The sequence below is a fragment of the Pseudoalteromonas sp. KG3 genome (assembly GCF_030436385.1).
GTDB lineage: Bacteria > Pseudomonadota > Gammaproteobacteria > Enterobacterales > Alteromonadaceae > Pseudoalteromonas > Pseudoalteromonas prydzensis.
This window is the reverse complement of record NZ_CP098523.1, coordinates 2,169,077-2,190,361: the sequence shown is the minus strand read 5'-3', so window position 1 is coordinate 2,190,361 and position 21,285 is coordinate 2,169,077. Positions and strand designations below refer to the sequence as shown.

The 21,285-nt window shown below is 42.3% G+C and carries 18 protein-coding genes and 2 pseudogenes; 19 read left to right on the top strand and 1 reads right to left on the bottom strand.

Annotated elements, in window-relative coordinates; all coding sequences use genetic code 11:
• Window positions 1-58: 58 nt before the first annotated feature.
• From queA to NDQ71_RS10305, 8 genes are all read left to right on the top strand, one after another.
• Window positions 59-1,090, top strand: coding sequence for a tRNA preQ1(34) S-adenosylmethionine ribosyltransferase-isomerase QueA (gene queA, locus NDQ71_RS10340; protein WP_283709954.1), 1,032 nt, complete (start codon window positions 59-61; stop codon window positions 1,088-1,090).
• A 177-nt stretch (window positions 1,091-1,267) separates the two neighbouring features.
• Window positions 1,268-2,395, top strand: coding sequence for a tRNA guanosine(34) transglycosylase Tgt (tgt, locus tag NDQ71_RS10335; protein WP_301561601.1), 1,128 nt, complete (start codon window positions 1,268-1,270; stop codon window positions 2,393-2,395).
• Between the two features lie 26 nt (window positions 2,396-2,421).
• Window positions 2,422-2,760: a preprotein translocase subunit YajC gene (gene yajC / locus NDQ71_RS10330; RefSeq protein WP_016709184.1), complete on the top strand. Its 339-nt coding sequence runs from the start codon at window positions 2,422-2,424 to the stop codon at window positions 2,758-2,760.
• A gap of 22 nt (window positions 2,761-2,782) precedes the next feature.
• Window positions 2,783-4,642 (top strand): protein translocase subunit SecD, encoded by a 1,860-nt coding sequence (secD, locus tag NDQ71_RS10325; protein ID WP_301561600.1) that lies wholly within the window; start codon window positions 2,783-2,785, stop codon window positions 4,640-4,642.
• A gap of 9 nt (window positions 4,643-4,651) precedes the next feature.
• Window positions 4,652-5,599, top strand: a complete 948-nt coding sequence (secF, locus tag NDQ71_RS10320; protein WP_301561599.1) for a protein translocase subunit SecF — start codon at window positions 4,652-4,654, stop codon at window positions 5,597-5,599.
• Between the two features lie 405 nt (window positions 5,600-6,004).
• Window positions 6,005-6,535, top strand: a complete 531-nt coding sequence (locus NDQ71_RS10315; protein ID WP_301561598.1) for a hypothetical protein — start codon at window positions 6,005-6,007, stop codon at window positions 6,533-6,535.
• A 93-nt stretch (window positions 6,536-6,628) separates the two neighbouring features.
• The gene (locus NDQ71_RS10310) at window positions 6,629-8,416 is read left to right on the top strand and encodes a GGDEF domain-containing protein (RefSeq protein ID WP_301561597.1); all 1,788 of its coding nucleotides are present in this window, start codon (window positions 6,629-6,631) and stop codon (window positions 8,414-8,416) included.
• A 104-nt stretch (window positions 8,417-8,520) separates the two neighbouring features.
• Window positions 8,521-9,348 carry an ABC transporter substrate-binding protein gene (locus tag NDQ71_RS10305; RefSeq protein WP_301561596.1) on the top strand — a complete coding sequence of 276 codons (828 nt, stop codon included), beginning with the start codon at window positions 8,521-8,523 and terminating at the stop codon, window positions 9,346-9,348.
• A gap of 44 nt (window positions 9,349-9,392) precedes the next feature.
• On the opposite strand, the gene suhB is transcribed toward NDQ71_RS10305, so the two are convergent.
• Window positions 9,393-10,196 carry an inositol-1-monophosphatase gene (gene suhB / locus NDQ71_RS10300; RefSeq protein ID WP_192542369.1) on the bottom strand — a complete coding sequence of 268 codons (804 nt, stop codon included), beginning with the start codon at window positions 10,194-10,196 and terminating at the stop codon, window positions 9,393-9,395.
• A gap of 244 nt (window positions 10,197-10,440) precedes the next feature.
• Here suhB and NDQ71_RS10295 point away from each other — a divergent pair.
• The 11 genes and pseudogenes from NDQ71_RS10295 to NDQ71_RS10245 form a co-directional block, all read left to right on the top strand.
• Window positions 10,441-10,584 (top strand): annotated as a pseudogene (locus NDQ71_RS10295) (four helix bundle protein); the annotation flags it as partial.
• A 58-nt stretch (window positions 10,585-10,642) separates the two neighbouring features.
• A complete protein-coding gene (trmJ, locus tag NDQ71_RS10290) occupies window positions 10,643-11,365 on the top strand; it encodes a tRNA (cytosine(32)/uridine(32)-2'-O)-methyltransferase TrmJ (protein WP_064668223.1) in 723 nt (240 codons plus the stop codon).
• Window positions 11,366-11,615: 250 nt separating this feature from the next.
• Window positions 11,616-12,107, top strand: a complete 492-nt coding sequence (iscR, locus tag NDQ71_RS10285) for a Fe-S cluster assembly transcriptional regulator IscR (RefSeq protein ID WP_192543114.1) — start codon at window positions 11,616-11,618, stop codon at window positions 12,105-12,107.
• Window positions 12,108-12,130: 23 nt separating this feature from the next.
• Window positions 12,131-13,348, top strand: coding sequence for an IscS subfamily cysteine desulfurase (locus tag NDQ71_RS10280; RefSeq protein WP_192543115.1), 1,218 nt, complete (start codon window positions 12,131-12,133; stop codon window positions 13,346-13,348).
• Window positions 13,349-13,389: 41 nt separating this feature from the next.
• The gene (iscU, locus tag NDQ71_RS10275; RefSeq protein WP_145236533.1) at window positions 13,390-13,773 is read left to right on the top strand and encodes a Fe-S cluster assembly scaffold IscU; all 384 of its coding nucleotides are present in this window, start codon (window positions 13,390-13,392) and stop codon (window positions 13,771-13,773) included.
• A gap of 9 nt (window positions 13,774-13,782) precedes the next feature.
• Window positions 13,783-14,106 (top strand): iron-sulfur cluster assembly protein IscA, encoded by a 324-nt coding sequence (gene iscA / locus NDQ71_RS10270; protein WP_192543116.1) that lies wholly within the window; start codon window positions 13,783-13,785, stop codon window positions 14,104-14,106.
• A gap of 94 nt (window positions 14,107-14,200) precedes the next feature.
• Complete coding sequence (gene hscB, locus NDQ71_RS10265; RefSeq protein ID WP_192543117.1) at window positions 14,201-14,728, top strand: co-chaperone HscB; 528 nt, start codon at window positions 14,201-14,203, stop codon at window positions 14,726-14,728.
• 51 nt (window positions 14,729-14,779) lie between these two features.
• Complete coding sequence (hscA, locus tag NDQ71_RS10260; RefSeq protein WP_301561595.1) at window positions 14,780-16,642, top strand: Fe-S protein assembly chaperone HscA; 1,863 nt, start codon at window positions 14,780-14,782, stop codon at window positions 16,640-16,642.
• Between the two features lie 11 nt (window positions 16,643-16,653).
• Window positions 16,654-16,992: an ISC system 2Fe-2S type ferredoxin gene (gene fdx / locus NDQ71_RS10255; RefSeq protein WP_301561594.1), complete on the top strand. Its 339-nt coding sequence runs from the start codon at window positions 16,654-16,656 to the stop codon at window positions 16,990-16,992.
• A 343-nt stretch (window positions 16,993-17,335) separates the two neighbouring features.
• On the top strand, window positions 17,336-18,763 hold the full coding sequence (locus tag NDQ71_RS10250; RefSeq protein ID WP_301561593.1) for an NAD-dependent succinate-semialdehyde dehydrogenase: 1,428 nt from the start codon (window positions 17,336-17,338) through the stop codon (window positions 18,761-18,763).
• A gap of 256 nt (window positions 18,764-19,019) precedes the next feature.
• Window positions 19,020-21,152, top strand: a pseudogene (locus NDQ71_RS10245) (family 20 glycosylhydrolase); the annotation flags it as partial.
• Window positions 21,153-21,285: the final 133 nt, after the last annotated feature.

The following is a 21,285-nucleotide window of genomic DNA, read 5'->3' as shown; positions in this document are numbered from 1 at the left end:
GAGCTAATAGCGCGATACAGTTAAACTTGGCGCGACTTTTTTGATCTGGATATATCCTATGCGCGTGGCTGATTTTAGCTTTGACCTACCTGATGAATTAATTGCTCGTTTTCCTAAGCAGGACCGAACCAGCAGCCGTTTACTGACTTTAGATGGCCCAAGTGGCACTGTAGAGCATAAAATATTTAGCGATGTTCTTGATTTAGTAAATGAAAATGACTTGTTGGTATTTAACAATACTAAAGTGATCCCCGCGCGAATGTATGGTCAAAAAGCATCTGGCGGCAAACTGGAAGTACTGGTAGAGCGAGTGCTGGATGAGCATCGGGTGCTTGCCCATGTACGCGCCAGTAAATCGCCCAAACCAGGCACCACTATTATTCTCGAAGGTAAAGCAGAAGCGACTATGTTGGGCCGTCATGGCGAATTGTTTGAGTTGGAATTTACAGCTGAGCAAAACGTGCTGGAGATTTTAAATGATATTGGCCATATGCCTTTACCGCCTTACATTGATCGCCCAGACACCGATGAAGACCGCAAACGTTATCAAACCGTATATGGTGAAAAACCAGGTGCAGTTGCAGCACCGACCGCAGGTCTGCATTTTGATGACTCGCTCATGGCGGCATTGAAAGCGAAAGGCGTAAACATGGCCTTTGTTACTTTGCATGTTGGTGCGGGGACATTTCAACCGGTGCGGGTAGATTCGGTTGATGAGCATATAATGCACTCAGAGTACATTGAAGTACCCGATGATGTTGTGGCGGCTGTTGCAGCAACTAAAGCTAACGGCGGGCGAGTGATTGCGGTAGGCACGACGTCTGTTCGTTCATTAGAATCGGCGGCTAAAATACACGGCGGCCAATTAGCCAGCTACTTTGGCGATACTGATATCTTTATTTATCCGGGTTACCAATTTAATGTGGTTGATGCCATGGTGACTAATTTTCACTTATCGGAATCGACATTGATCATGCTGGTTAGCGCGTTTGCTGGGCAACAAAACATTATGAGTGCTTACCAAACCGCAATTGCACAAAAATACCGCTTTTTTAGCTACGGCGATGCGATGTTCTTAACCCGCAAATAAGCACCGCAGCTGATTATTTTAAAGCCCAGCTTGATATGTTGGGCTTTTTAGTTTTACTTTTTACACTTTTAATTATCGCTTTTAACCCAATTAATAGTATTGCTGTGTTAACTAATGATAGAATCGAGCGGTTAAATTATAGCTTGTTGGACTGTTTTTCTGACATTAGAGGATAATATGAAGTTTGAATTAGACCGTACAGACGGTAAAGCCCGCCGCGGCCGCTTGATTTTTGATCGAGGCGTAGTCGAAACGCCAGCATTTATGCCAGTAGGTACTTACGGCACGGTTAAAGGCATGACCCCAGATGAAGTAAAAGATACTGGCGCGCACATTTGTTTAGGTAATACCTTTCACTTAATGCTACGCCCTGGCACTGAAATCATCAAACAGCATGGTGGTTTACATGGCTTTATGAACTGGGATCGCCCTATTCTGACTGATTCAGGCGGTTTCCAAGTTTTTAGTTTAGGTGCAATGCGGAAAATTTCTGAAGAAGGTGTGTTATTTAGTTCACCCGTAAACGGTGAAAAAATCATGCTATCGCCAGAAAAAGCGATGCAAGTGCAGCGCGATTTAGGTTCAGACATCGTAATGATTTTTGACGAATGTACGCCTTATCCTGCCACCGAAAAAGAAGCTAAAGAGTCAATGGAGTTATCACTGCGTTGGGCTAAGCGTTCAAAAGAAGGCCATGGTGACAATCCATCAGCCTTGTTTGGTATTATTCAAGGCGGTATGTATCCTGAGTTACGCGCACAATCACAAGCCGGATTAGAAGAAATTGGCTTTGATGGTTATGCATTAGGTGGCTTATCTGTGGGTGAGCCTAAGAATGAGATGATTAACATTCTTGATCATTGTGCCTATAAAATGCCAGAGAACAAGCCGCGTTACCTGATGGGCGTAGGCAAACCAGAAGATTTAGTTGAAGCTGTGCGTCGTGGTATCGACATGTTTGACTGTGTAATGCCAACCCGTAATGCGCGTAATGGTCACTTATTTATTACTGGTGGCATTGTTAAAATTCGCAACGCAGTACATAAAACAGACACAGCTCCACTGGATCCAGAGTGTGATTGCCATACGTGTAAGAATTATTCGCGTGCGTACCTACATCATCTTGATAAATGCAACGAAATTTTAGGTGCACGACTAAACACTATTCATAACTTGCGTTATTATCAGCGTGTTATGGAAGGTTTGCGTAATGCGATCAGCGAAGGCAAGTTAGATGAATTCGTAAATGATTTTTATGCACGCCGCGGCCAAGAAGTGCCAGAGCTTGCAGATACCACAAATTAAATTTTAAAAATTAAAGAGGAAGAGTTATGAGTTTATTTATTTCAAACGCCCACGCAAGTGCGGCAGGTGCAGCGCCAGCTGGCGGTGGTTATGAAATGCTAATTATGCTAGCTATTTTTGGTCTAGTATTTTATTTCTTAATTTACCGTCCACAAGCTAAACGCGTAAAAGAGCATAAAGCACTAATGAACGCGATGGCAAAAGGCGACGAAGTATTAACCCAAGGTGGTTTAGTGGGTAAAATCGCTAAAATCTCTGAAGATAAAGACTTCATCGTTATTTCACTTAATGATCAAGCTGAAGTAACTGTACAAAAATCAGCAGTTTCAGCGGTATTGCCGAAAGGCACTATGAAGTCGCTATAATAATAAAAATAAGGACGCCCACGTGTTAAACAAGTTTCCAGTATGGAAGTATTTACTTGTTCTAGCTGTGATTGCGATAGGTCTTTTATATGCCTCTCCTAATTTGTATGGTCGTGATCCGGCCATACAAATTTCAGGTACTAAAGGAACCGATGCCGATCTCAGTGTCGTAGACAAAGTAAATGCGACCCTCAAAGAACACAACGTTACCGCTAAGTCGGTAGTTTTAGAAAGTGGCCAAGTATTGATCCGCTTCAAAAACGTTGAAGAGCAACTTAAAGCGCAAGATTTATTGCGTGATTCATTAAGTGAAGATTACATCTCAGCCATTAATATGGCCCCGGCGCAACCTCATTGGTTAAAAGCCCTTGGTGGCAATCCAATGAAATTGGGCTTGGATTTAAGTGGCGGTGTTCACTTTACGATGGAAATCGACATGGTGACAGCGGTTGATAACGCGCTGGAGCAAATGGATCAAGATTACAAAAGTGATCTACGTGAAGAAAAACTGCGTTATCGCACCGTTCGTCGCGTGGCGGGTACTGAACGTCTTCGCGTTGAAATGCGCAGCGAAGCAGACAAAGATGCTGCAGAGCGCTTGTTACAGTCACGTTACCCATTACACATTTTCATTGATGATAGTTCAAACGATAATGCATTTTATGCCAGCCTTAGTGATCAAAAGCTAAAGGAAATTCGTGACTATGCAATCAAGCAAAACGAAACCATTATTCGTAACCGTATCAACCAAATTGGTGTTGCTGAACCGAACGTACAACGCCAAGGTGCTGAGCGTATTATTGTGCAGCTACCTGGTGTACAAGATACCGCTCGAGCGAAAGAGATCTTAGGTGCAACAGCAACCCTAGAGTTTCGTGAAGTAGACGAAAATGCAGATCCTGCAGCTGCGGCACAGGGGCGTATTCCTGCTGGCACAGAAATGATCATGAGCCGCGATGGTTATCCTGTGGTGCTGAAAAAACGCATCATTCTAGAAGGTAGCCATATTACTGGCGCGCAATCTGGAGCTGATGAATACCAACGCCCGCAAGTAAGTATTAGCCTTGATAGTAAAGGCGGCGCAAAAATGAATGCCTTTACTAAACGTGCGATTGGTAAGCGGATGGCTACTGTATTTATTGAATACAAGCCTTCAGGAAAAACAGACGCAAACGGTAAAGCATTGCCACCAATTAAAGTGGAAGAAGTAATCAACGTAGCAACGATTCAAGCACGTCTTGATCGCTCGTTCCGTATCACTGGTATTGATAACCCTGCTGAAGCACATAATCTAAGTTTATTACTGCGTGCAGGTGCGCTGGTTGCGCCAATTCAGATTGTTGAAGAGCGTACGGTAGGGCCAAGCTTAGGACAAGAAAATATTGAAGCGGGTATGACCGCCGTTGCATTAGGCTTCTTATTTGTATTGATCTTTATGTTGGTTTACTACAAAGGCTTTGGCTTAGTGGCAAATATTGCTCTAGCAGCTAACTTAGTACTGATTGTTGGTGTGATGTCACTTATTCCAGGTGCTGCATTAACACTACCAGGTATTGCCGGTATTGTATTAACCGTAGGTATGGCCGTTGATGCCAACGTACTAATATTTGAGCGTATTCGTGAAGAGTTGGCTGATGGTCGTAGCCCACAACAGGCTGTTCATCATGGTTACGACAGTGCTTTTAGTACGATTTTTGATGCCAATATTACTACCTTAATTGCTGCAATGATCTTATTTGCAGTGGGTACAGGTCCAATTGCAGGTTTCGCAGTAACACTCGCGATTGGTATTATCACCTCAATGTTTACAGCCATTGTTGGTACCCGTGCGGTGATCAACTTATGTATTGGTGGTAAGCGCATTGATAAGCTGTCAATTTAAGGAGCAGATATGCAAATTTTAAAATTAGGCAGCAGAACTTTAGGGTTTATGTCGCTGCGCAAAGTTGCAATGAGCATCTCAACGCTACTTATTTTGGCCTCGTTCGCATCGTTCTTCGTTAAAGGCTTAAACTTTGGTTTAGACTTTACCGGTGGTACTGCGGTTGAAGTTGGTTTTGCTCAACCTGCAGACTTAAAGAAAGTACGTTCAGTACTTGCAGAAAACGGTTTTGCAGACGCTTCGGTGCAATTATTTGGTTCAAGCCAAGAGATTCTAGTACGGTTAGCACCTCGCGGTGATGATGTGAAAGCGGAAGTCATTGGTAACCAAGTTATTGAGGCACTTAAAATAGCAGACGATAGCGTAGTTATGCGTCGTATCGAGTTTGTTGGTCCAAGTGTTGGTGAAGACTTAAAAGAGCAGGGTGGCCTTGCCATGTTAACTGCGCTGATTTGTATCTTGATCTACGTTGCATTTCGCTTTGAATGGCGTTTTGCGGTGGGCGCTGTATCAGCACTACTGCACGATGTAATTATTACGCTTGGTTTGTTCTCAGTGTTAGGTTTAGAGTTCGACCTAACAATTCTGGCAGCAATCCTAGCAGTAATAGGTTACTCGCTGAACGATACGATAGTTGTATCTGACCGTATTCGCGAAAACTTCCGTAAAGTGCGTATCGACGACACCATTGAGATCATCGATATTTCATTAACGCAAACACTTAACCGTACCTTAGTAACTTCAATCACTACCATCTTAGTATTGATTGCCTTGTTTGTTTGGGGTGGCCAAACTATTCATGGTTTTGCTACAGCATTGTTATTTGGTGTGTTTATTGGTACTTATTCTTCAATTTATGTTGCTAGTGCCGTTGCAATTGCGATGGGTGTAAGTAAAGAAGATTTAATACCAGAAGTGATCGAAAAAGAAGGTGCCGACTTAGACGCTATGCCATAAGGTATAAGTCTAAGTTTACCTTTAAAAAAACCGCTCAACGAGCGGTTTTTTGTTTTTAAGTGTTTGTGAGTCAGCAAGCTTAACGCCTACGGGAGTATAGAGTTATTTTGCTGCTTAATAACTTGTAGGCGAGTGGCTTGCCACCGCGTTGTTAAAAATATTCTAATGTCTTCTCTTTGTGCAAAAGATGTTTAAGTAATTTATTCACCACTGAGGGCACAGAGCTCACAGAGGAAGAGATAAAGTTAATGGTGCTGTGGTTAAGTAATTCCTTCTACGGGTTGGTATTGCTGTTTGGATTTGCGTAGGCGCGGCTTGAAAGGCATGTTGTTAATTATTGCTATTTATGAAATTAAATATTCCCTATAATAGCCATTATTGATTAAGTATTGATGTAACTAACTAATGTTAAAGCCACTTGTAGTCGCTAGTAGTCTAATTATTGTTAGCGGATGTGATAATAACTTAACAGCTCAACAAACTGAGCATGTTGTGAAACCTGCACAATTAAGTGCATTTGAACAATACTCACATCAAGCTAATACCTTGCTTAATAATATTCGTGCGAAAAAAGACGCGGCCAGCTTAGAGGCCGAATCGGCAGAGTTAGTCACCTTATCGCAGGCGTTACTTAAAGAGCTTATCGTTAAATATCCACAATGTACTGAGTATTTAGATGCGCTGAGCGAAGTGGCTACTGTGCTCGCTACATTGCCATTGGCTGAAATAAACAGCGGTTATCATGGCGATGGTAAGCTCCCCGAATTTGACGAGCCTGTGTGTTATCACGGCAAAGACTTATTAGTTCACTCAGCAACAGTGCAAGCGAATGCACGCTTGGGGTTAGTTGAACAACACGCTTATCAAAACGCGGAGCTTGATATTATTGAAGTCATAGCGCATCTTGAACAGCTAGATCGCGCGTTAAATAAATAACTAATTATTAATAGCTTGCTCTGTGCTGCCATAAAATTGTCATACGCTCTTGTTACTTTAACCGCCTCTTAATGAAGTTATGGGTTAATAATAGTGAGTGGTCGGCTTGGTATATTAGAAAATATCTTAAAAAACAGTGAAATTACCACGTTATTTCAACCCATCTTTGATATTGCCGAGCAGCAAATATTAGGTTACGAAGCGCTTAGTCGTGGCCCTAAAGGCTGCGTACTAGAAATGCCTAATGCATTATTTAGTGCAGCGGTAACCTTTGATAAAATCTCAGAACTGGAGTTGCTGTGCCGCTCTAAAGCAATCGAAAACTTTGTAAAACTGAAGCTGCAGGGTAAGTTGTTTTTAAATGTCAGCCCGAAAACTTTACTTGATCCCTGTCACCCTAAAGGTGAAACATTACACCTTGTTGAACAATTTGGTCTAGCTGCTAATAAAGTGGTGATAGAGGTGACTGAGCAAGAAAAAGTGGATGATGGCTTTTTATTATTGAAAACCATTGCTCATTATCGCAAGCTGGGCTTTTCAATCGCGATTGACGACTTAGGTGCGGGTTATTCAGGGTTAAAGCAATGGTCAGAATTGTGCCCTGATTATGTAAAAATTGATCGCTACTTTATTGATCATTGCGACGAAAGTGTGGTTAAAAAGGAATTTTTAAAATCCATTATTGAACTTGCTAAAGTCACTAAAACAGCGGTGATAGCAGAGGGGATAGAGCGCCCTGAAGAGCTTAGTTTACTTGAAGGTCTTGGTATTGTTCATGCGCAAGGTTTCTTGCTAGAGCGACCAAGCTTACGACCAAGTTCAGAGTTTAACTCAGCTCAATTGCAGCAGTTAAATTTTACCCCATTAGCTGATCAGTTTGAGCAGTCAATGGCAATAGGTTGGCTGGCTGTTGAGCAAATGCCTATCGATAGCCATACCCGTTGTAAAGATGCCCATAATATTTTTGAAAAAGATAAAGCCATTGTTAGCATAGCTGTTATCAACCACGATTCGCAACCGATTGGACTATTACATAAAGATCAGCTGACAGAAGTATTTGCAGCGCCTTATGGGCACGCTTTATATGATAAACAACCCGTCACAGCATTAATGCATAAGCAACCGTTGGTGGTTGATGAAAACCAGCTACTTGATACCGTGAGCCAGCAGATCACAGAAAATGACTTTGATATTCGCCGGCATATTATCATTACCCGCGCCGGGCAATATTTGGGCCTTGCGCCGCTTCGCGATATTTTAAAACATATTACCGAAGAGAAAATACGTCATGCCCAGCATGCTAATCCACTCACAATGCTACCTGGTAATGTGGCAATAAATGAAGCAATAGAACATAGGCTAAGAGTAAAACATGGCTTCGCACTCGCTTATATCGATTTAAATCACTTCAAACAGTTTAATGATTTATATGGTTACGCCAGTGGTGACAGCGTTATAAAATTGCTCGCGGATGTAACTACGCAGGCATGCAGTAACATACCAAGCTTTGTTGGTCATATTGGCGGCGATGATTTTATGGTGGTGTTTGATGGCGATGATGCTGAGGTTGTTTGTAATCAAATTATTAGTGATTTTGAGCTAAAATCACGGGCCTTTTTTACTCCAGAGCATATTGCCAGTGGTGGCTATTGGGCCAGCAATCGAGAAGGTGAAAAACAATTTGTACCACTGCTAACATTATCAATTGGCGTTGTTGAGCCGGATTTAGAGCAATGCACTAATAGCCATCAAATTGCTGCGTTGGCAACCGATGCTAAAAAAGAAGCGAAGCGTTATCGTCACAGTTATCTATTTTTATGTAAACGACGTGGCCCCGCACTTGCGGTTGTTCGTATAAACTCGGAAAAACAAGCAATGTGAAATAATTTTAAGGAGAAGTTGTTTTACTTGAGTATTCACTCACTAGCGTGTAGCTTAATTTAAACCTAAAAGGTAAGCACGCCAAAAACTAGAAAATAATAATTATGACTAGCTATTTTTCCTCACTTATTTCACTTTTAGCATTTATTAGTTATGCACTGTACAGTGATAAAGTCGCCGCACAGAACACCCTGACTATCGCCCAAGAGCCTCGGGCTGTGTATCAGCGAGATGAATATTTAAAAGCGTTGTTACAACAAGCCCTTGCTGCTGCAAACTACTCAGCCAAGTTAAAAACGGTCATAGTACATCCACACCAACAGCGAGCGTTGATTGCGTTAGAGGACAATGGCGTGGATTTATATTGGAGTATGACCAGTCCTGAGCGCGAAACCTTAGCCATTGCGATTAAAGTGCCTTTATTCAAAGGCTACATAGGTAAGAGGGCACTTGTTACCAAGCAAGAGTCACTTAGTCGCTTTGCAACTGTCGGCACTGCAGAGCAACTGAAAGGATTTACAGCAATTCAGGGGCATGACTGGCCTGATACCAAAATATTGGCGCATAACGACTTACCCGTGCGCCCGTTTGCTAACTATCAAGCAATGTTTAATATCGTGTTGACGGGACGGGTTGATTATTTTCCTCGCTCCTTTATTGAGGTTACTTCAGAGCTAAAAGAAAAGAATAATGAAGGGCTAGTGATTGTGCCTAATCTGTATATTAGCTACCCGAGCGCCTTTTATTATTTTGTTGCAAAGCACAAACCAGAGCTTGCCAAAAGCCTAGAGCAGGGCTTGGCAATCATGCAAAAAAACGGCAGCTTTGATCAGTTATTTGCGCAGTACTTTGCAGACGATTTGAAGGCATTACCATTTGATTCCGCTAATACAGTAGAGATCAAATTAGAAAACCCATATTTTCAGCATTAAAAAAGGAGCCTAAGCTCCTTTTTATAGTTTACTCACACTAATAATTAGCGAAGTAACGCTTCAGTTAAAACTGGGCGAATTTCACGAATGATTGCTTGAGTCAGCTTTGGTGCGCCACAGATAAGGTTACCACTGTGGCTGTAGTTATTACCGCCAGCGAAATCAACAACCATACCGCCAGCTTCTTTAACCATTAGTTCACCTGCAGCGCTGTGCCAAGGTTTTAAGCCAATCTCAAAGAAACCATCAACGCGCCCTGCTGCAACGTACGCCATATCTAATGCCGTACAACCAGCGCGGCGAATATCAGCAGTATGAACAAACAATGCCTTGAATGCTTCAGTGTAAGCATCCATGTGGTGTTTGTTTTTATAAGGGAAGCCAGTAGCTAGTACAGTGCCTGATAGAACAGTTGTTTTGCTTACACGAAGACGTTTGCTGTTTAGCTGTGCGCCTTGACCACGAGAAGCAGTAAACAGCTCACCACGAATTGGATCGTAGATAACTGCTTGGTCTAAACGACCTTTAACTTTAAGTGCGATAGAAACCGCGTAATGAGGAATGCCTTTGATGAAATTTGTAGTGCCATCAATAGGATCAACAATCCATTGGTAATCTGCATCCTTGCCTGCGTGCTCACCTAGTTCTTCACCAACAATAGAGTGAGTAGGGTAAGACTGTAAAATTGTGTCGCGAATTACGGCTTCGGCTTCTTTATCAATATTGGTTACTAAGTCGTTAGCGCCTTTTTGTTGCACTTCAACTTTTGATAAATCTTCACTTGCGCGAAGTAAAATTTTGCCTGCGTTACGCGCAGCGCGAACCGCAATGTTTAACATTGGATGCATGGTGTTACCTTTGGGTTGTAAAAGAACGTGTATATATTTCTATATATTTCAGCCGGCGTATTCTAGCGATTTTTGCCACAAAGTAAACAATAAACCCCAAAAATATTTGAGTGTTTTTTGTACATCATTGTTCGCGAAGAGGTTTATGAGTATGTTTTTCCGTCAGCCGTCAGATCACACACACATTTGCATTTTAAAGTTATTGTTCCTATATATTTACCATGCTTGTGAAATGGACAATACAATGAATTTTGAGAACCTTGATGTATGGAAGCGCTCAGCAAGATTAAGTGCAGATATTTATAAATTTACAATCGATCTAAATGATTTTGGCTTTAGAAATCAGTTAACGCGATCTGGTTTATCAGTACCTAGTAATATAGCTGATAGCTAACATCCATGTTATAATCCGCGCAATTTTTTGCATGAGTGAAAGTAGCACCGCAATGATCTTAGATGACATCCGTATTGTTTTAGTCAACACCTCACATTCAGGTAACATCGGCTCAGCAGCCCGCGCGATGAAAACCATGGGCTTATCAAAACTTTATTTAGTTGATCCTGCGTGTGAAGTAGATAGCCACGCCAGCGCATTAGCCGCGGGTGCTACTGATGTACTAGGTAATGCGGTGATTGTTGATACCGTAGCTGATGCGATTGCTGATTGCGCGCTAACGATTGGCACCAGTGCGCGTTCACGTACCTTATCATGGCCTATGGTTGAGCCGCGTGAGTGTGGTGAAAAACTAGTGGCTGAAGCCGTGAATGGTCCTGTTGCATTAGTGTTTGGTCGTGAAAACAGCGGCTTAAGCAATGAAGAATTGCAGTTGTGTAACTACCATGTGTGTATCCCTGCCAATCCAGAATATAGCTCACTTAATTTAGCTATGGCGGTGCAAACCTTATGCTATGAAACGCGTATGGCGTTTTTAACGCAACAACCTAAAGTAACTCAAGAAGACGATGCAATTTACCCAAGCTCAAAACAAACTGAGCTATTTTATGAGCACTTAGAAAAAACCCTTTTTGATACTGGTTTTATCATCAAACAGCACCCAGGTATGGTAATGACCAAGCTGCGCCGGTTATTTAACCGCGCACGCCCTGAAGATGCAGAGCTAAATATCTTACGTGGAATTTTAACCTCAATAAATAAGTCTACTAAATAAGCGAAAGTTATAAGACTATTTGCTGCTAATACTTGACTAAATTACTCAGGTAATTACAATGAACACAATACTTGACTAAAACAGTCGGGTATTGAAGTGAATTGAGGGGCTAGGAAGATATAGGCGCTAGGAATAGCTTGACTAGAATCGAGCTATATCAACTTTGTAGAACCTAGAACCTAGTCTTTATATAATACTTGACTATTTTACTCTGGTAATTAAAATTTGCACTCTTTAGTGCGGGGGCTCAATGAAGTTAACATCAAAAGGCAGATATGCCGTCACAGCGATGCTTGATGTTGCGCTACACGCAAGTGTAGGGCCCGTTCCCCTTGCCGATATTTCAGAGCGACAAGAAATTTCGTTGTCGTATCTTGAGCAGTTATTTGCCCGATTACGTAAAAATGGTTTGGTTAGTTCTGTGCGGGGCCCCGGTGGTGGTTATCTACTAGGTCGTGAAACGCATGCTATTTCGGTTGGTGATGTGATCAATGCTGTTGACGAATCAATAGATGCAACCCGTTGCCATGGTGCAACTGGCGGTTGTCAAAGCGGTATGCGTTGTTTAACGCACACTTTATGGTCAGATTTAAGCGCCCGAATAGAAGACTTTTTAAATGGTATTACTCTTGCGGAGTTGGTGGAACAATCAGATGTGCAAGCAGTTGCATCTCGCCAAAATAGCAATGTTAGCAATGCAATTAAGCAATTGGAAAATATTCAAGTAAGCTGCCAACTATAGGTTGGCGTCCAGCGGAGAAAGAAATGAAGTTACCGATTTATTTAGATTACGCAGCAACCACGCCAGTTGACGAGCGTGTTGCAAAAGAAATGATGCAATGCCTAACAATGGATGGCAATTTTGGTAACCCTGCATCGCGTTCACACCGTTTTGGTTGGCAAGCTGAAGAGGCGATTGATCAGGCGCGTACTGATATCGCAGATTTAATTAACGCAGACCCACGTGAAATCGTTTTCACTTCGGGTGCGACAGAATCAAACAACCTTGCAATCAAAGGCGCAGCACAGTTTTACAAAAAGAAAGGTAAGCACGTTATTACCGCTAAAACTGAGCATAAAGCAGTGATCGACACCTGTCGTGAACTAGAGCGTCAAGGTTTTGAAGTTACTTATATGGATGTTGAAGAAAACGGCCTGCTTGACCTGAAAAAGCTTGAACAAACGATGCGTGAAGACACCGTATTAGTAAGCATTATGCACGTAAACAACGAGCTAGGTGTGATTCAAGATATCGCGACGATTGGCGAAATGTGTCGTGAACGTAAAATCATGTTCCACGTTGATGCAGCACAAAGCGCGGGCAAAGTGTTAATCGACGTACAACAACTTAAAGTTGATTTTATGTCATTCTCAGCTCACAAAGTATATGGCCCGAAAGGCATCGGTGCATTATATGTGCGCCGTAAACCACGTGCTCGTTTAGAAGCGCAAATGCACGGTGGCGGTCATGAACGTGGTATGCGTTCAGGTACACTAGCAACACATCAACTTGTTGGTATGGGTACAGCATTTAGAATTGCTAAACAAGATTTTGAAAAAGACCATGCACACATCAGCGCGCTTCGTAAGCGTTTAATTGATGGCATTATGGCTGATATGGAAGAAGTGTACTTCAATGGTACGCCGGACCAATCAGTACCAGGAATTGTTAACATCAGCTTCAATTTTGTTGAAGGTGAGTCGTTATTGATGGCTGTTAAAGATATTGCTGTATCATCAGGTTCTGCCTGTACTTCAGCAAGCTTAGAGCCTTCTTATGTATTACGTGCGCTTGGCCGTAACGATGAATTAGCACATAGCTCAATTCGTTTCAGTATTGGTCGTTTTACTACCGAAGAAGAGATTGATTATACCGTCAATTTAATGAAGAGCTCTATCGGTCGCTTACGTGAAATGTCACCTCTTTGGGAAATGCATCAAGAAGGTGTTGATTTAGATTCAGTTGAATGGGCTCATCATTAATTGATTGAGCACGTCTGCTAGCAGGTAATGAGGATAGAATTATGGCTTATAGTGATAAAGTAATCGATCATGTTGAAAACCCACGTAATGTAGGTGTTTTAGACAAAAATGATCCATCAGTAGCAACTGGTATGGTTGGCGCACCTGCATGTGGTGACGTAATGAAGCTGCAAATTAAAGTATCAGCTGCCGGTATAATTGAAGATGCTAAATTTAAAACATACGGTTGTGGTAGCGCAATTGCTTCATCATCACTGGTAACAGAGTGGGTTAAAGGTAAGACTTTAGATGAAGCTGCAATGATCAAAAACACTGATATCAGTGCTGAGCTTGAATTGCCACCAGTGAAAATTCACTGTTCAATTTTAGCTGAAGATGCAATCCAAGCAGCAATTGCAGACTACAAAAGTAAACAAGCGAAGTAAGAGATAATCATGGCAGTGACATTGACAGGTGCGGCAGCAAACCGCGTAGAATCATTTTTAGCAAATCGCGGCAAAGGTCTTGGCCTACGCGTAGGCATTAAAACGACGGGCTGTTCAGGTCTTGCTTATGTTCTTGAGTTTGTTGACGAGTTAGCTGAAGGCGACGAAGTATTTGAATCCCAAGGGGTGAAAGTAATCGTTGACGCTAAAAGCTTGGTTTATATTGATGGCACTGAGCTTGACTACACCAAAGAAGGTTTGAATGAAGGGTTTAAATTTATTAACCCAAACCAAGCTGATGAGTGTGGTTGTGGCGAAAGTTTCACAGTTTAAACAATAAACCGATTGTACTCTTAAGCCCTGCACCTGTAGGGCTTTGTTCTATCTGAATTTTAAGCCAATACGTTAATTTGGCATGGTTGGAATTATGCGCTATTTTGAATTGTTTGCGATACCCGTTGATTACAATGTAGATTTGGCAAAAGTCACGAAGAATTACCTCGAACTCCAGCGTGCTGTTCACCCTGACCGTCATGCCAACGCTAGTAGCCGCGATAAATTATTAGCTGTACAAAATACAGCCGAAATCAATGACGCCTTACAAATCTTAAAGCACCCAGTAAAGCGTGCTGAATATATGCTCAGTGAACTCGGCGTAGATATTCGAGCTGAACAGCAAACGTTGCAAGATCCACTCTTTTTAATGCAACAAATGGAACTGCGTGAAGAACTTGAAGAGCTAACTACAAGTGCTGATCCCGATGCAGCGATTGCCCAGTTTGAGCAGCAAATAAAGCAACTAGATAGCCAATATAGCGCGCAACTAGCTGAGCAATTAGCAAGTAATGATCAGCAGCAATGGCAGTTAGCCGCTGATAATATTCGCAAATTAAAGTTCGTGTACAAACTACGTGATGAATTAGAGCGAATTGAAGACAGTTTATTCGACGATTAATTATCTAACTTACTGAACAACAAGTAAGTCAAACAAGAGTTAAAGAGCATTATGGCATTATTGCAGATTGCTGAGCCGGGGCAGAGCGCGGCACCACATGAACATAAGTTAGCAATAGGTATTGATCTCGGTACTACTAACTCACTCGTTGCGACAGTGCAAAGTGGCGAAGCCCGTACCCTTACCGATATTAGTGGTGCAGCTATGCTCCCTTCTGTTGTTCGCTATCAGGCTGACAGTATTACCGTTGGTGCAGAAGCGGCACAAGCGGCTAGGCAAGACCCTGCTAATACGCTCGTTTCGGTTAAGCGCTTTTTAGGTAAAACGCAAGCTGAGATTGAACACAGCTACGGCCAATTACCGTATGATTTTTGCCAGCATGATGGCGCACTTGCGATTACTACCGCCGCAGGCAATATCAGTCCAATCACCGCATCAAGCGATATTTTAAAAGCGTTAAAGCAACGCGCAGAAGAAAGCTTTGCAGGGCAAGATATTTTAGGTGCCGTGATCACCGTACCTGCGTACTTTGATGATGCACAGCGTCAAAGCACCAAAGATGCTGCGGAGCTTGCGGGTATTAATGTACTGCGTTTATTAAACGAGCCAACTGCAGCCGCGGTTGCTTATGGTTTAGATTCAGGTCAAGAAGGTATTATTGCGGTTTATGATTTAGGTGGTGGTACCTTTGATATTTCAATTCTACGCTTAAATCAAGGTGTATTTGAAGTACTTGCAACCGGTGGCGACTCAAGCCTGGGCGGCGACGATTTTGACTCATTATTAGTGGATCACTTTAAACGTGAAACAGGGGTAATGACATTATCACCTTCAAACTTACGTTTATTCATCAATAAAGCTAAAGCCTGCAAAGAAGCACTTAGCCAATACGCGAAAGTGAATGTTGGCCTTGAGTTTGACAACGAAAAGTACACGGTTGAAGTAACCCGAGAAAAGTTTGAAGAATTAGCCATGGCTTTGGTTAAAAAGACACTTCGTTCATGCCGCCGTGCAGTGAAAGATGCAGGCATCAGTAATGACGAAGTACTGCAAGTGGTGATGGTGGGTGGTTCAACTCGTATGCCAATTGTACGTAGCCAAGTTGCTGAGTTCTTTAATAAAGAGCCACTTACTTCTATTGACCCTGATCGCGTAGTTGCACTGGGCGCAGCATTACAAGCGGATGTATTAGTCGGTAACAAGCCAGATTCAGACATGTTATTACTTGATGTTTTACCATTGTCACTTGGCCTTGAGACCATGGGTGGCTTGGTTGAAAAAATCATTCCACGTAATACCACAATTCCTGTGGCACGCGCACAAGAGTTCACTACCTTTAAAGATGGCCAAACAGCGATGTCGCTGCATGTATTGCAAGGTGAACGTGAATTGGTTGACGATTGCCGCTCATTGGCTAAATTTAGCTTAAAAGGTATTCCACCCATGGCAGCCGGTGCGGCGCATATTCGGGTGACCTTTAAAGTTGATGCCGATGGCCTACTAAGTGTATCGGCAATGGAAAAATCAACGGGTGTACAAGCTGACATTCAAGTTAAACCATCGTTTGGTTTGTCAGACGACCAAGTCGCTAATATGCTTAAAGAATCTATGACTAACGCTAAAGATGATATGCAAGCGCGGATGCTCAAAGAGCAGCAAGTTGAAGCGCTGCGTGTTATTGAAGCACTTTATGCGTCATTAGCAACCGATAGCGCTTTACTCGATGAACATGAATTAGCTAACTTGAATACAGAAATTGCTAAACTAGTGACTGTTCGCGAGACTGCCACCGAGCCAAATGAAATAAAAGCAGCCATTGAAAAAGTTGATAACGCCAGTAGTAAATTTGCTGAGTTAAGAATGGATGCATCGATCAAAAAAGCACTGCAAGGGCAGTCAGTAGACAACGTTTAAAAGAGGTTAGAATGCCACAAATTATTATTCTTCCCCATCCGGAATTATGTCCTGACGGCGCTGCAATTGATGCACCAAGCGGTGAAACTGTTCTTGATGTAGCACTTAAAAACGGTATTAGTATTCCCCATGCGTGTGAAAAGTCATGTGCCTGTACTACGTGTCACTTGGTGATCCGTGAAGGGTTTGACTCACTTGACGAAAGCGACGAACTTGAGGACGACATGCTAGATAAAGCTTGGGGTTTAGAGCCAGAATCGCGCCTTGGTTGCCAAGCAATTATTCGTGACGAAGACTTAATAGTTGAAATACCTAAGTACAATCTCAATATCGTTAATGAAGAGCATTGATATTGAGCTTTTAGCGATAAGCTATAAGCATTAAGAAAACACCGCGCTCATTTTGAACGCGGTGTTTTTGTTTATAAAGGTGGAAAATTGCGCGAGGTAAACTCGCGGCTAGGGGTTTGCAGCGGAGTTTAAATTTGCGTAGGCGCGGCTTTATGCCGCGCAAGATTTAAGTGATTTACTCACAAAGAGGTTAAGAGGGCGCTGCGCTTAAGAGGAAGATATAAATAAATGGCTATGTTTTCTCATTTACTCTCATTGTCTTCTCTTTGTGCAAATTGTTTATGTCTTGCCTGTAATGATCATAACATTGGCTTTATGCCGTCATATTTGCTTTGGAGGTTTTATGGATAATCTATTATTTAGCGACTCTTTCATTAACGGTGAGTTTTACTCGACCGCTAGTCATTTTGATATAATCGACCCCGCTACAGAACAAAGCATTACCTCGGTCAGTGATATTGACCAAGCAGGTGTAAAACAAGCTATCAACGCCGCCCACGGCGCATTTATTAAACTCAAATCAACCAATGCCACCACCCGTAGTGCAGTTTTAAATCGCTGGTATGATTTGGTAATAGAGCATAAGCAAGCACTTGCTGAATTAATGACCAAAGAGCAGGGTAAACCACTTAAAGAAGCGCAGGGTGAAGTTGAATATGGTGCAGGTTTTATAAAATGGTATGCAGAGCAAGCTAAACGCAGTTACGGTGAGCTGATCCCTGCTACTGATGATAACCACAGATTATCGAGCTTTAAACAACCAATTGGTGTGGTTGCAGGCATAACACCTTGGAATTTCCCTATTGCTATGGTGACTCGAAAAGTTGCCCCTGCTTACGCTGCAGGTTGTAGCTTTGTTTTAAAACCTTCGGAGCACACACCTCTTTGTGCATTAGCGTTAGCATATTTAGCTGATCAAGCCGGCTTTGAAAAAGGCGCCTTTAATGTATTACTCTCAGAAAACGCTAAGATGGTCGGTGAATTACTGACTGGATCCGAACTTGTACGTAAGTTTACTTTTACCGGCTCAACGGGCGTTGGTAAGCAATTACTAGCGCAATGTGCCCCAACTATTAAGCGAACGTCGATGGAGCTTGGCGGTAATGCACCGTTTATTATTTTTGATAACGCTGATTTAGATGAAGCTGTAACCGGTTTAATGGGCGCTAAATTCAGAAATGGCGGGCAAACTTGTGTTGCGGCTAACCGTATTTTTGTACAGCGAAGCGTACTTGATAAGGTGCTTGAAAAATTGGCAGAGAAAGTGGCAGCATTAAAAGTTGCGAATGGCTTTGACGCAGATACTGATATTGGTCCATTAATTTATCCTAAGGCCAAGCAAAAAGTGCAAGAGTTAGTTGCCGATGCATTGGCTAAAGGAGCATCAAAAATTGGTGATGATAAAGATCTTGGTGGTAATTTTCAGGCGCCACTGATCTTAACCGATGTTACCAGCGAAATGGATATCTACCATCAAGAAGTATTTGGCCCAGTCGCTAGTATTATTGCTTTTGATGAAGAAGCCGAAGTACTGGCGATGGCAAACGATGTACCCTTCGGCCTCGCTGCTTATTTTTATAGCCAAGACATTAAACAAATCTACCGAGTTAGCGAAGCGTTAGAATATGGCATGGTTGGTATTAACGAAGGTTTGATTTCAAATCCAGTAGCGCCATTTGGTGGCGTAAAACAGTCAGGCCTAGGTCGCGAAGGCGGCCATCAAGGGCTAGACGAATACCTCGAAGAAAAATATGTGTGTATGAAAATTTAAAGCCAGAAGCCGTCAGTTTTAGACATAAATAAAAACCGTACTTGACTAAACACAAGTGCGGTTTTTAATTTTTAGCTGATAGCTTTTATTTCAATTAATGATAGCGCTGTCATTTTATCTTTTATATGATGGAGGTGAATAAATAACAATAAATAAGGATTACGCGGGGGGAAATGCGTAATCTTAGAATATACAACGAGGAGAGAGCAAATGGATTTTAAACAGCGAACTTTAGCAAGTTTGATCGCGATGATGCCGTTATAATGAGCCTAAAGACTTAACGGTGTTGATCACCCCCGAAATTCGTTTTGAACGTAACCAAGCTGCTGCTAGCAAAGTATCAAAACAAGATGCGCTTAAGCGGATCATTCCACAGCCACAAAAAGTAGAGTTTAATCGTGGCACTGCAACACTTGATAATAGCTGGCAGATCAGTTTTCAAGGTCAGTTAAAAAATGAAGTCATGGTCTTTATGCAAGATCTTCAGGACGATTATGGCTTAACCATAAAAGCCCAGCCTGATCATATAAAAGTAGCGAAACAAAAACTGATCAGCTTAAAAGTAAATCCGCAGTTGGCGGCAGGAAAGTCAGAGAGTTACACCTTAGAGATTGATGATGAACGTATTGAAATTGTTGGTAGTGATAATGCGGGGGTGTTTTACGCCATGCAAAGTTTGCTTAATTTACTACCGGCAAATAGCCAAGGTGCGGTTGAAATTCCACAACTGGAGCTTGAAGATAGCCCACGCTATGGCTGGCGTGGTATGCATTACGACAATGGCCGTAACTACCACGGCAAAGACGCTATGTTCAAACTTGTCGAACAAATGGCACGTTATAAAATGAATAAACTGCACTGGCACTTTTCGGAAGATGAAGGCTGGCGTTTAGAAATCCCTGACTTACCTGAACTTACCGAGATTGGCGGCTATCGCTGCTTTGACCTTGAAGAAAGAGAGTGTCTATTAACGCAACTGGGTACTGGGCCATTTAAGTCAGGCTCTGGTAACGGCTATTTAAGCCGAGCAGAGTTTGTTGAGCTATTAAAGTTTGCCAAAGACCGCCATGTTCAAATCATTCCTGAAATTGAAGGCCCTGGCCACGCACGAGCTTCAATCAAAGCGATGGAAGCGCGCTACCATAAGCTTGCAGAAGCAGCACAGCAAAACGCTAAAAACAATCTAGTTAATAAAAAGAATGCAGGTAAAGAAACACAGCAAGTTGATATTAGTGCTGCCACGCAATACTTATTGAGCGACCCTAAAGACACGTCAGTGTATATGACTGTGCAAAACTACAAAGATAACTCAATGAACGTATGTATGGATTCAACCTATGCTTTTTTAGATAAGGTTACCTACGAATTACAGCAAATGTATCGTGAGGCTGGTGTACAGCTAACTAATTTACATTTTGGTGGTGACGAAGTGGGCGCGGGCTCATGGGTTGATTCACCAATCTGCCAAGCAATGTTTGCCGATCCAAACAATGGCGTGGCTGGAGCTGCAGATTTAAAACCATACTTTACCCAACGTGTTGCTAAGCTACTTGAAAAACGTGGTATTTCACCTGGCGCATGGGAAGATGGTTTAATGTATGACCGTACCAATCCATTTAAGCGCGATGAATTTCCAAATCAAACCTTTACCGCAAACGTCTGGGATAACATTTGGGAGTGGGGTGTTGCAGATAGAGCCTATCGTTTAGCGAATGCTGGTTACCAAGTGATACTCTCGCATGGTACACACTTATACTTTGACCACCCTTATGAAGCTCACCCGGAAGAACGTGGTTATTATTGGGCAACGCGTTACACAGACACGCAAAAAGCATTTAATTATATGCCAGATGATGTGTATACAAATGCTGATTACACCCGTACTCGCGAGCCGATAGATAACCTTGAAGCTTTAGTTGGCCGGCCATTACCAAAGCTTGAAAAGCCAGAAAACATTCTTGGTATGCAAGGGCAGGTATGGTCTGAAACTATTCGCACCGAAGAGCAAGTATTAGCAATGATCTTCCCACGTATTTTATCTGTTGCCGAGCGTGCTTGGCACAAAGCCCCGTGGGAAGGCGAGCAGGTTGATCGTAAAAATCAAGAACAGGACTGGGCGCAATTTTCAGCAGCCGTTGGTCTAAAAGAGCTAACTAAACTGGCAAATGCGGGAGTTAGCTTGCATTTACCGGTACCTGGAGGTGTGATCAACAAGGGTAAGCTTGAAGTTAATACACCTTTTGCCTATTTAAATACTGAGTATAGTTTAGATGATGGCGCGACTTGGCAGCAGTATACAGCTCCGATCAGTGTTTCTGAACAGCAGTCTGTGGCATTACGCAGCAGCTTAAATAGCCAATTGAAAAGCAGAATTACTCATATAAATTAATATATTAGTAATAAAATTTGTTTTGAAAGGGCCTAATAGGCCCTTTTTTGTACCGTTGTAAAATAAATAGTTACTAGTAATATGACGACAATTAACGTAAAGCTTTATGGCAGCGCTATCATTTTTGTTGCGA

Excerpts from the sequence above, each read along its gene's own strand:
- iscU (WP_145236533.1), top strand. The coding sequence starts at position 13,390 with ATGGCTTATAGTGATAAAGTAATCGATCATGTTGAAAACCCACGTAAT.
- trmJ (WP_064668223.1), top strand. The coding sequence starts at position 10,643 with ATGATCTTAGATGACATCCGTATTGTTTTAGTCAACACCTCACATTCA.
- yajC (WP_016709184.1), top strand. The coding sequence starts at position 2,422 with ATGAGTTTATTTATTTCAAACGCCCACGCAAGTGCGGCAGGTGCAGCG.
- NDQ71_RS10315 (WP_301561598.1), top strand. The coding sequence starts at position 6,005 with ATGTTAAAGCCACTTGTAGTCGCTAGTAGTCTAATTATTGTTAGCGGA.
- NDQ71_RS10280 (WP_192543115.1), top strand. The coding sequence starts at position 12,131 with ATGAAGTTACCGATTTATTTAGATTACGCAGCAACCACGCCAGTTGAC.
- NDQ71_RS10305 (WP_301561596.1), top strand. The coding sequence starts at position 8,521 with ATGACTAGCTATTTTTCCTCACTTATTTCACTTTTAGCATTTATTAGT.
- queA (WP_283709954.1), top strand. The coding sequence starts at position 59 with ATGCGCGTGGCTGATTTTAGCTTTGACCTACCTGATGAATTAATTGCT.
- iscA (WP_192543116.1), top strand. The coding sequence starts at position 13,783 with ATGGCAGTGACATTGACAGGTGCGGCAGCAAACCGCGTAGAATCATTT.
- suhB (WP_192542369.1), bottom strand. The coding sequence starts at position 10,196 with ATGCATCCAATGTTAAACATTGCGGTTCGCGCTGCGCGTAACGCAGGC.
- fdx (WP_301561594.1), top strand. The coding sequence starts at position 16,654 with ATGCCACAAATTATTATTCTTCCCCATCCGGAATTATGTCCTGACGGC.
- iscR (WP_192543114.1), top strand. The coding sequence starts at position 11,616 with ATGAAGTTAACATCAAAAGGCAGATATGCCGTCACAGCGATGCTTGAT.
- tgt (WP_301561601.1), top strand. The coding sequence starts at position 1,268 with ATGAAGTTTGAATTAGACCGTACAGACGGTAAAGCCCGCCGCGGCCGC.
- hscB (WP_192543117.1), top strand. The coding sequence starts at position 14,201 with ATGCGCTATTTTGAATTGTTTGCGATACCCGTTGATTACAATGTAGAT.
- hscA (WP_301561595.1), top strand. The coding sequence starts at position 14,780 with ATGGCATTATTGCAGATTGCTGAGCCGGGGCAGAGCGCGGCACCACAT.
- secF (WP_301561599.1), top strand. The coding sequence starts at position 4,652 with ATGCAAATTTTAAAATTAGGCAGCAGAACTTTAGGGTTTATGTCGCTG.
- NDQ71_RS10250 (WP_301561593.1), top strand. The coding sequence starts at position 17,336 with ATGGATAATCTATTATTTAGCGACTCTTTCATTAACGGTGAGTTTTAC.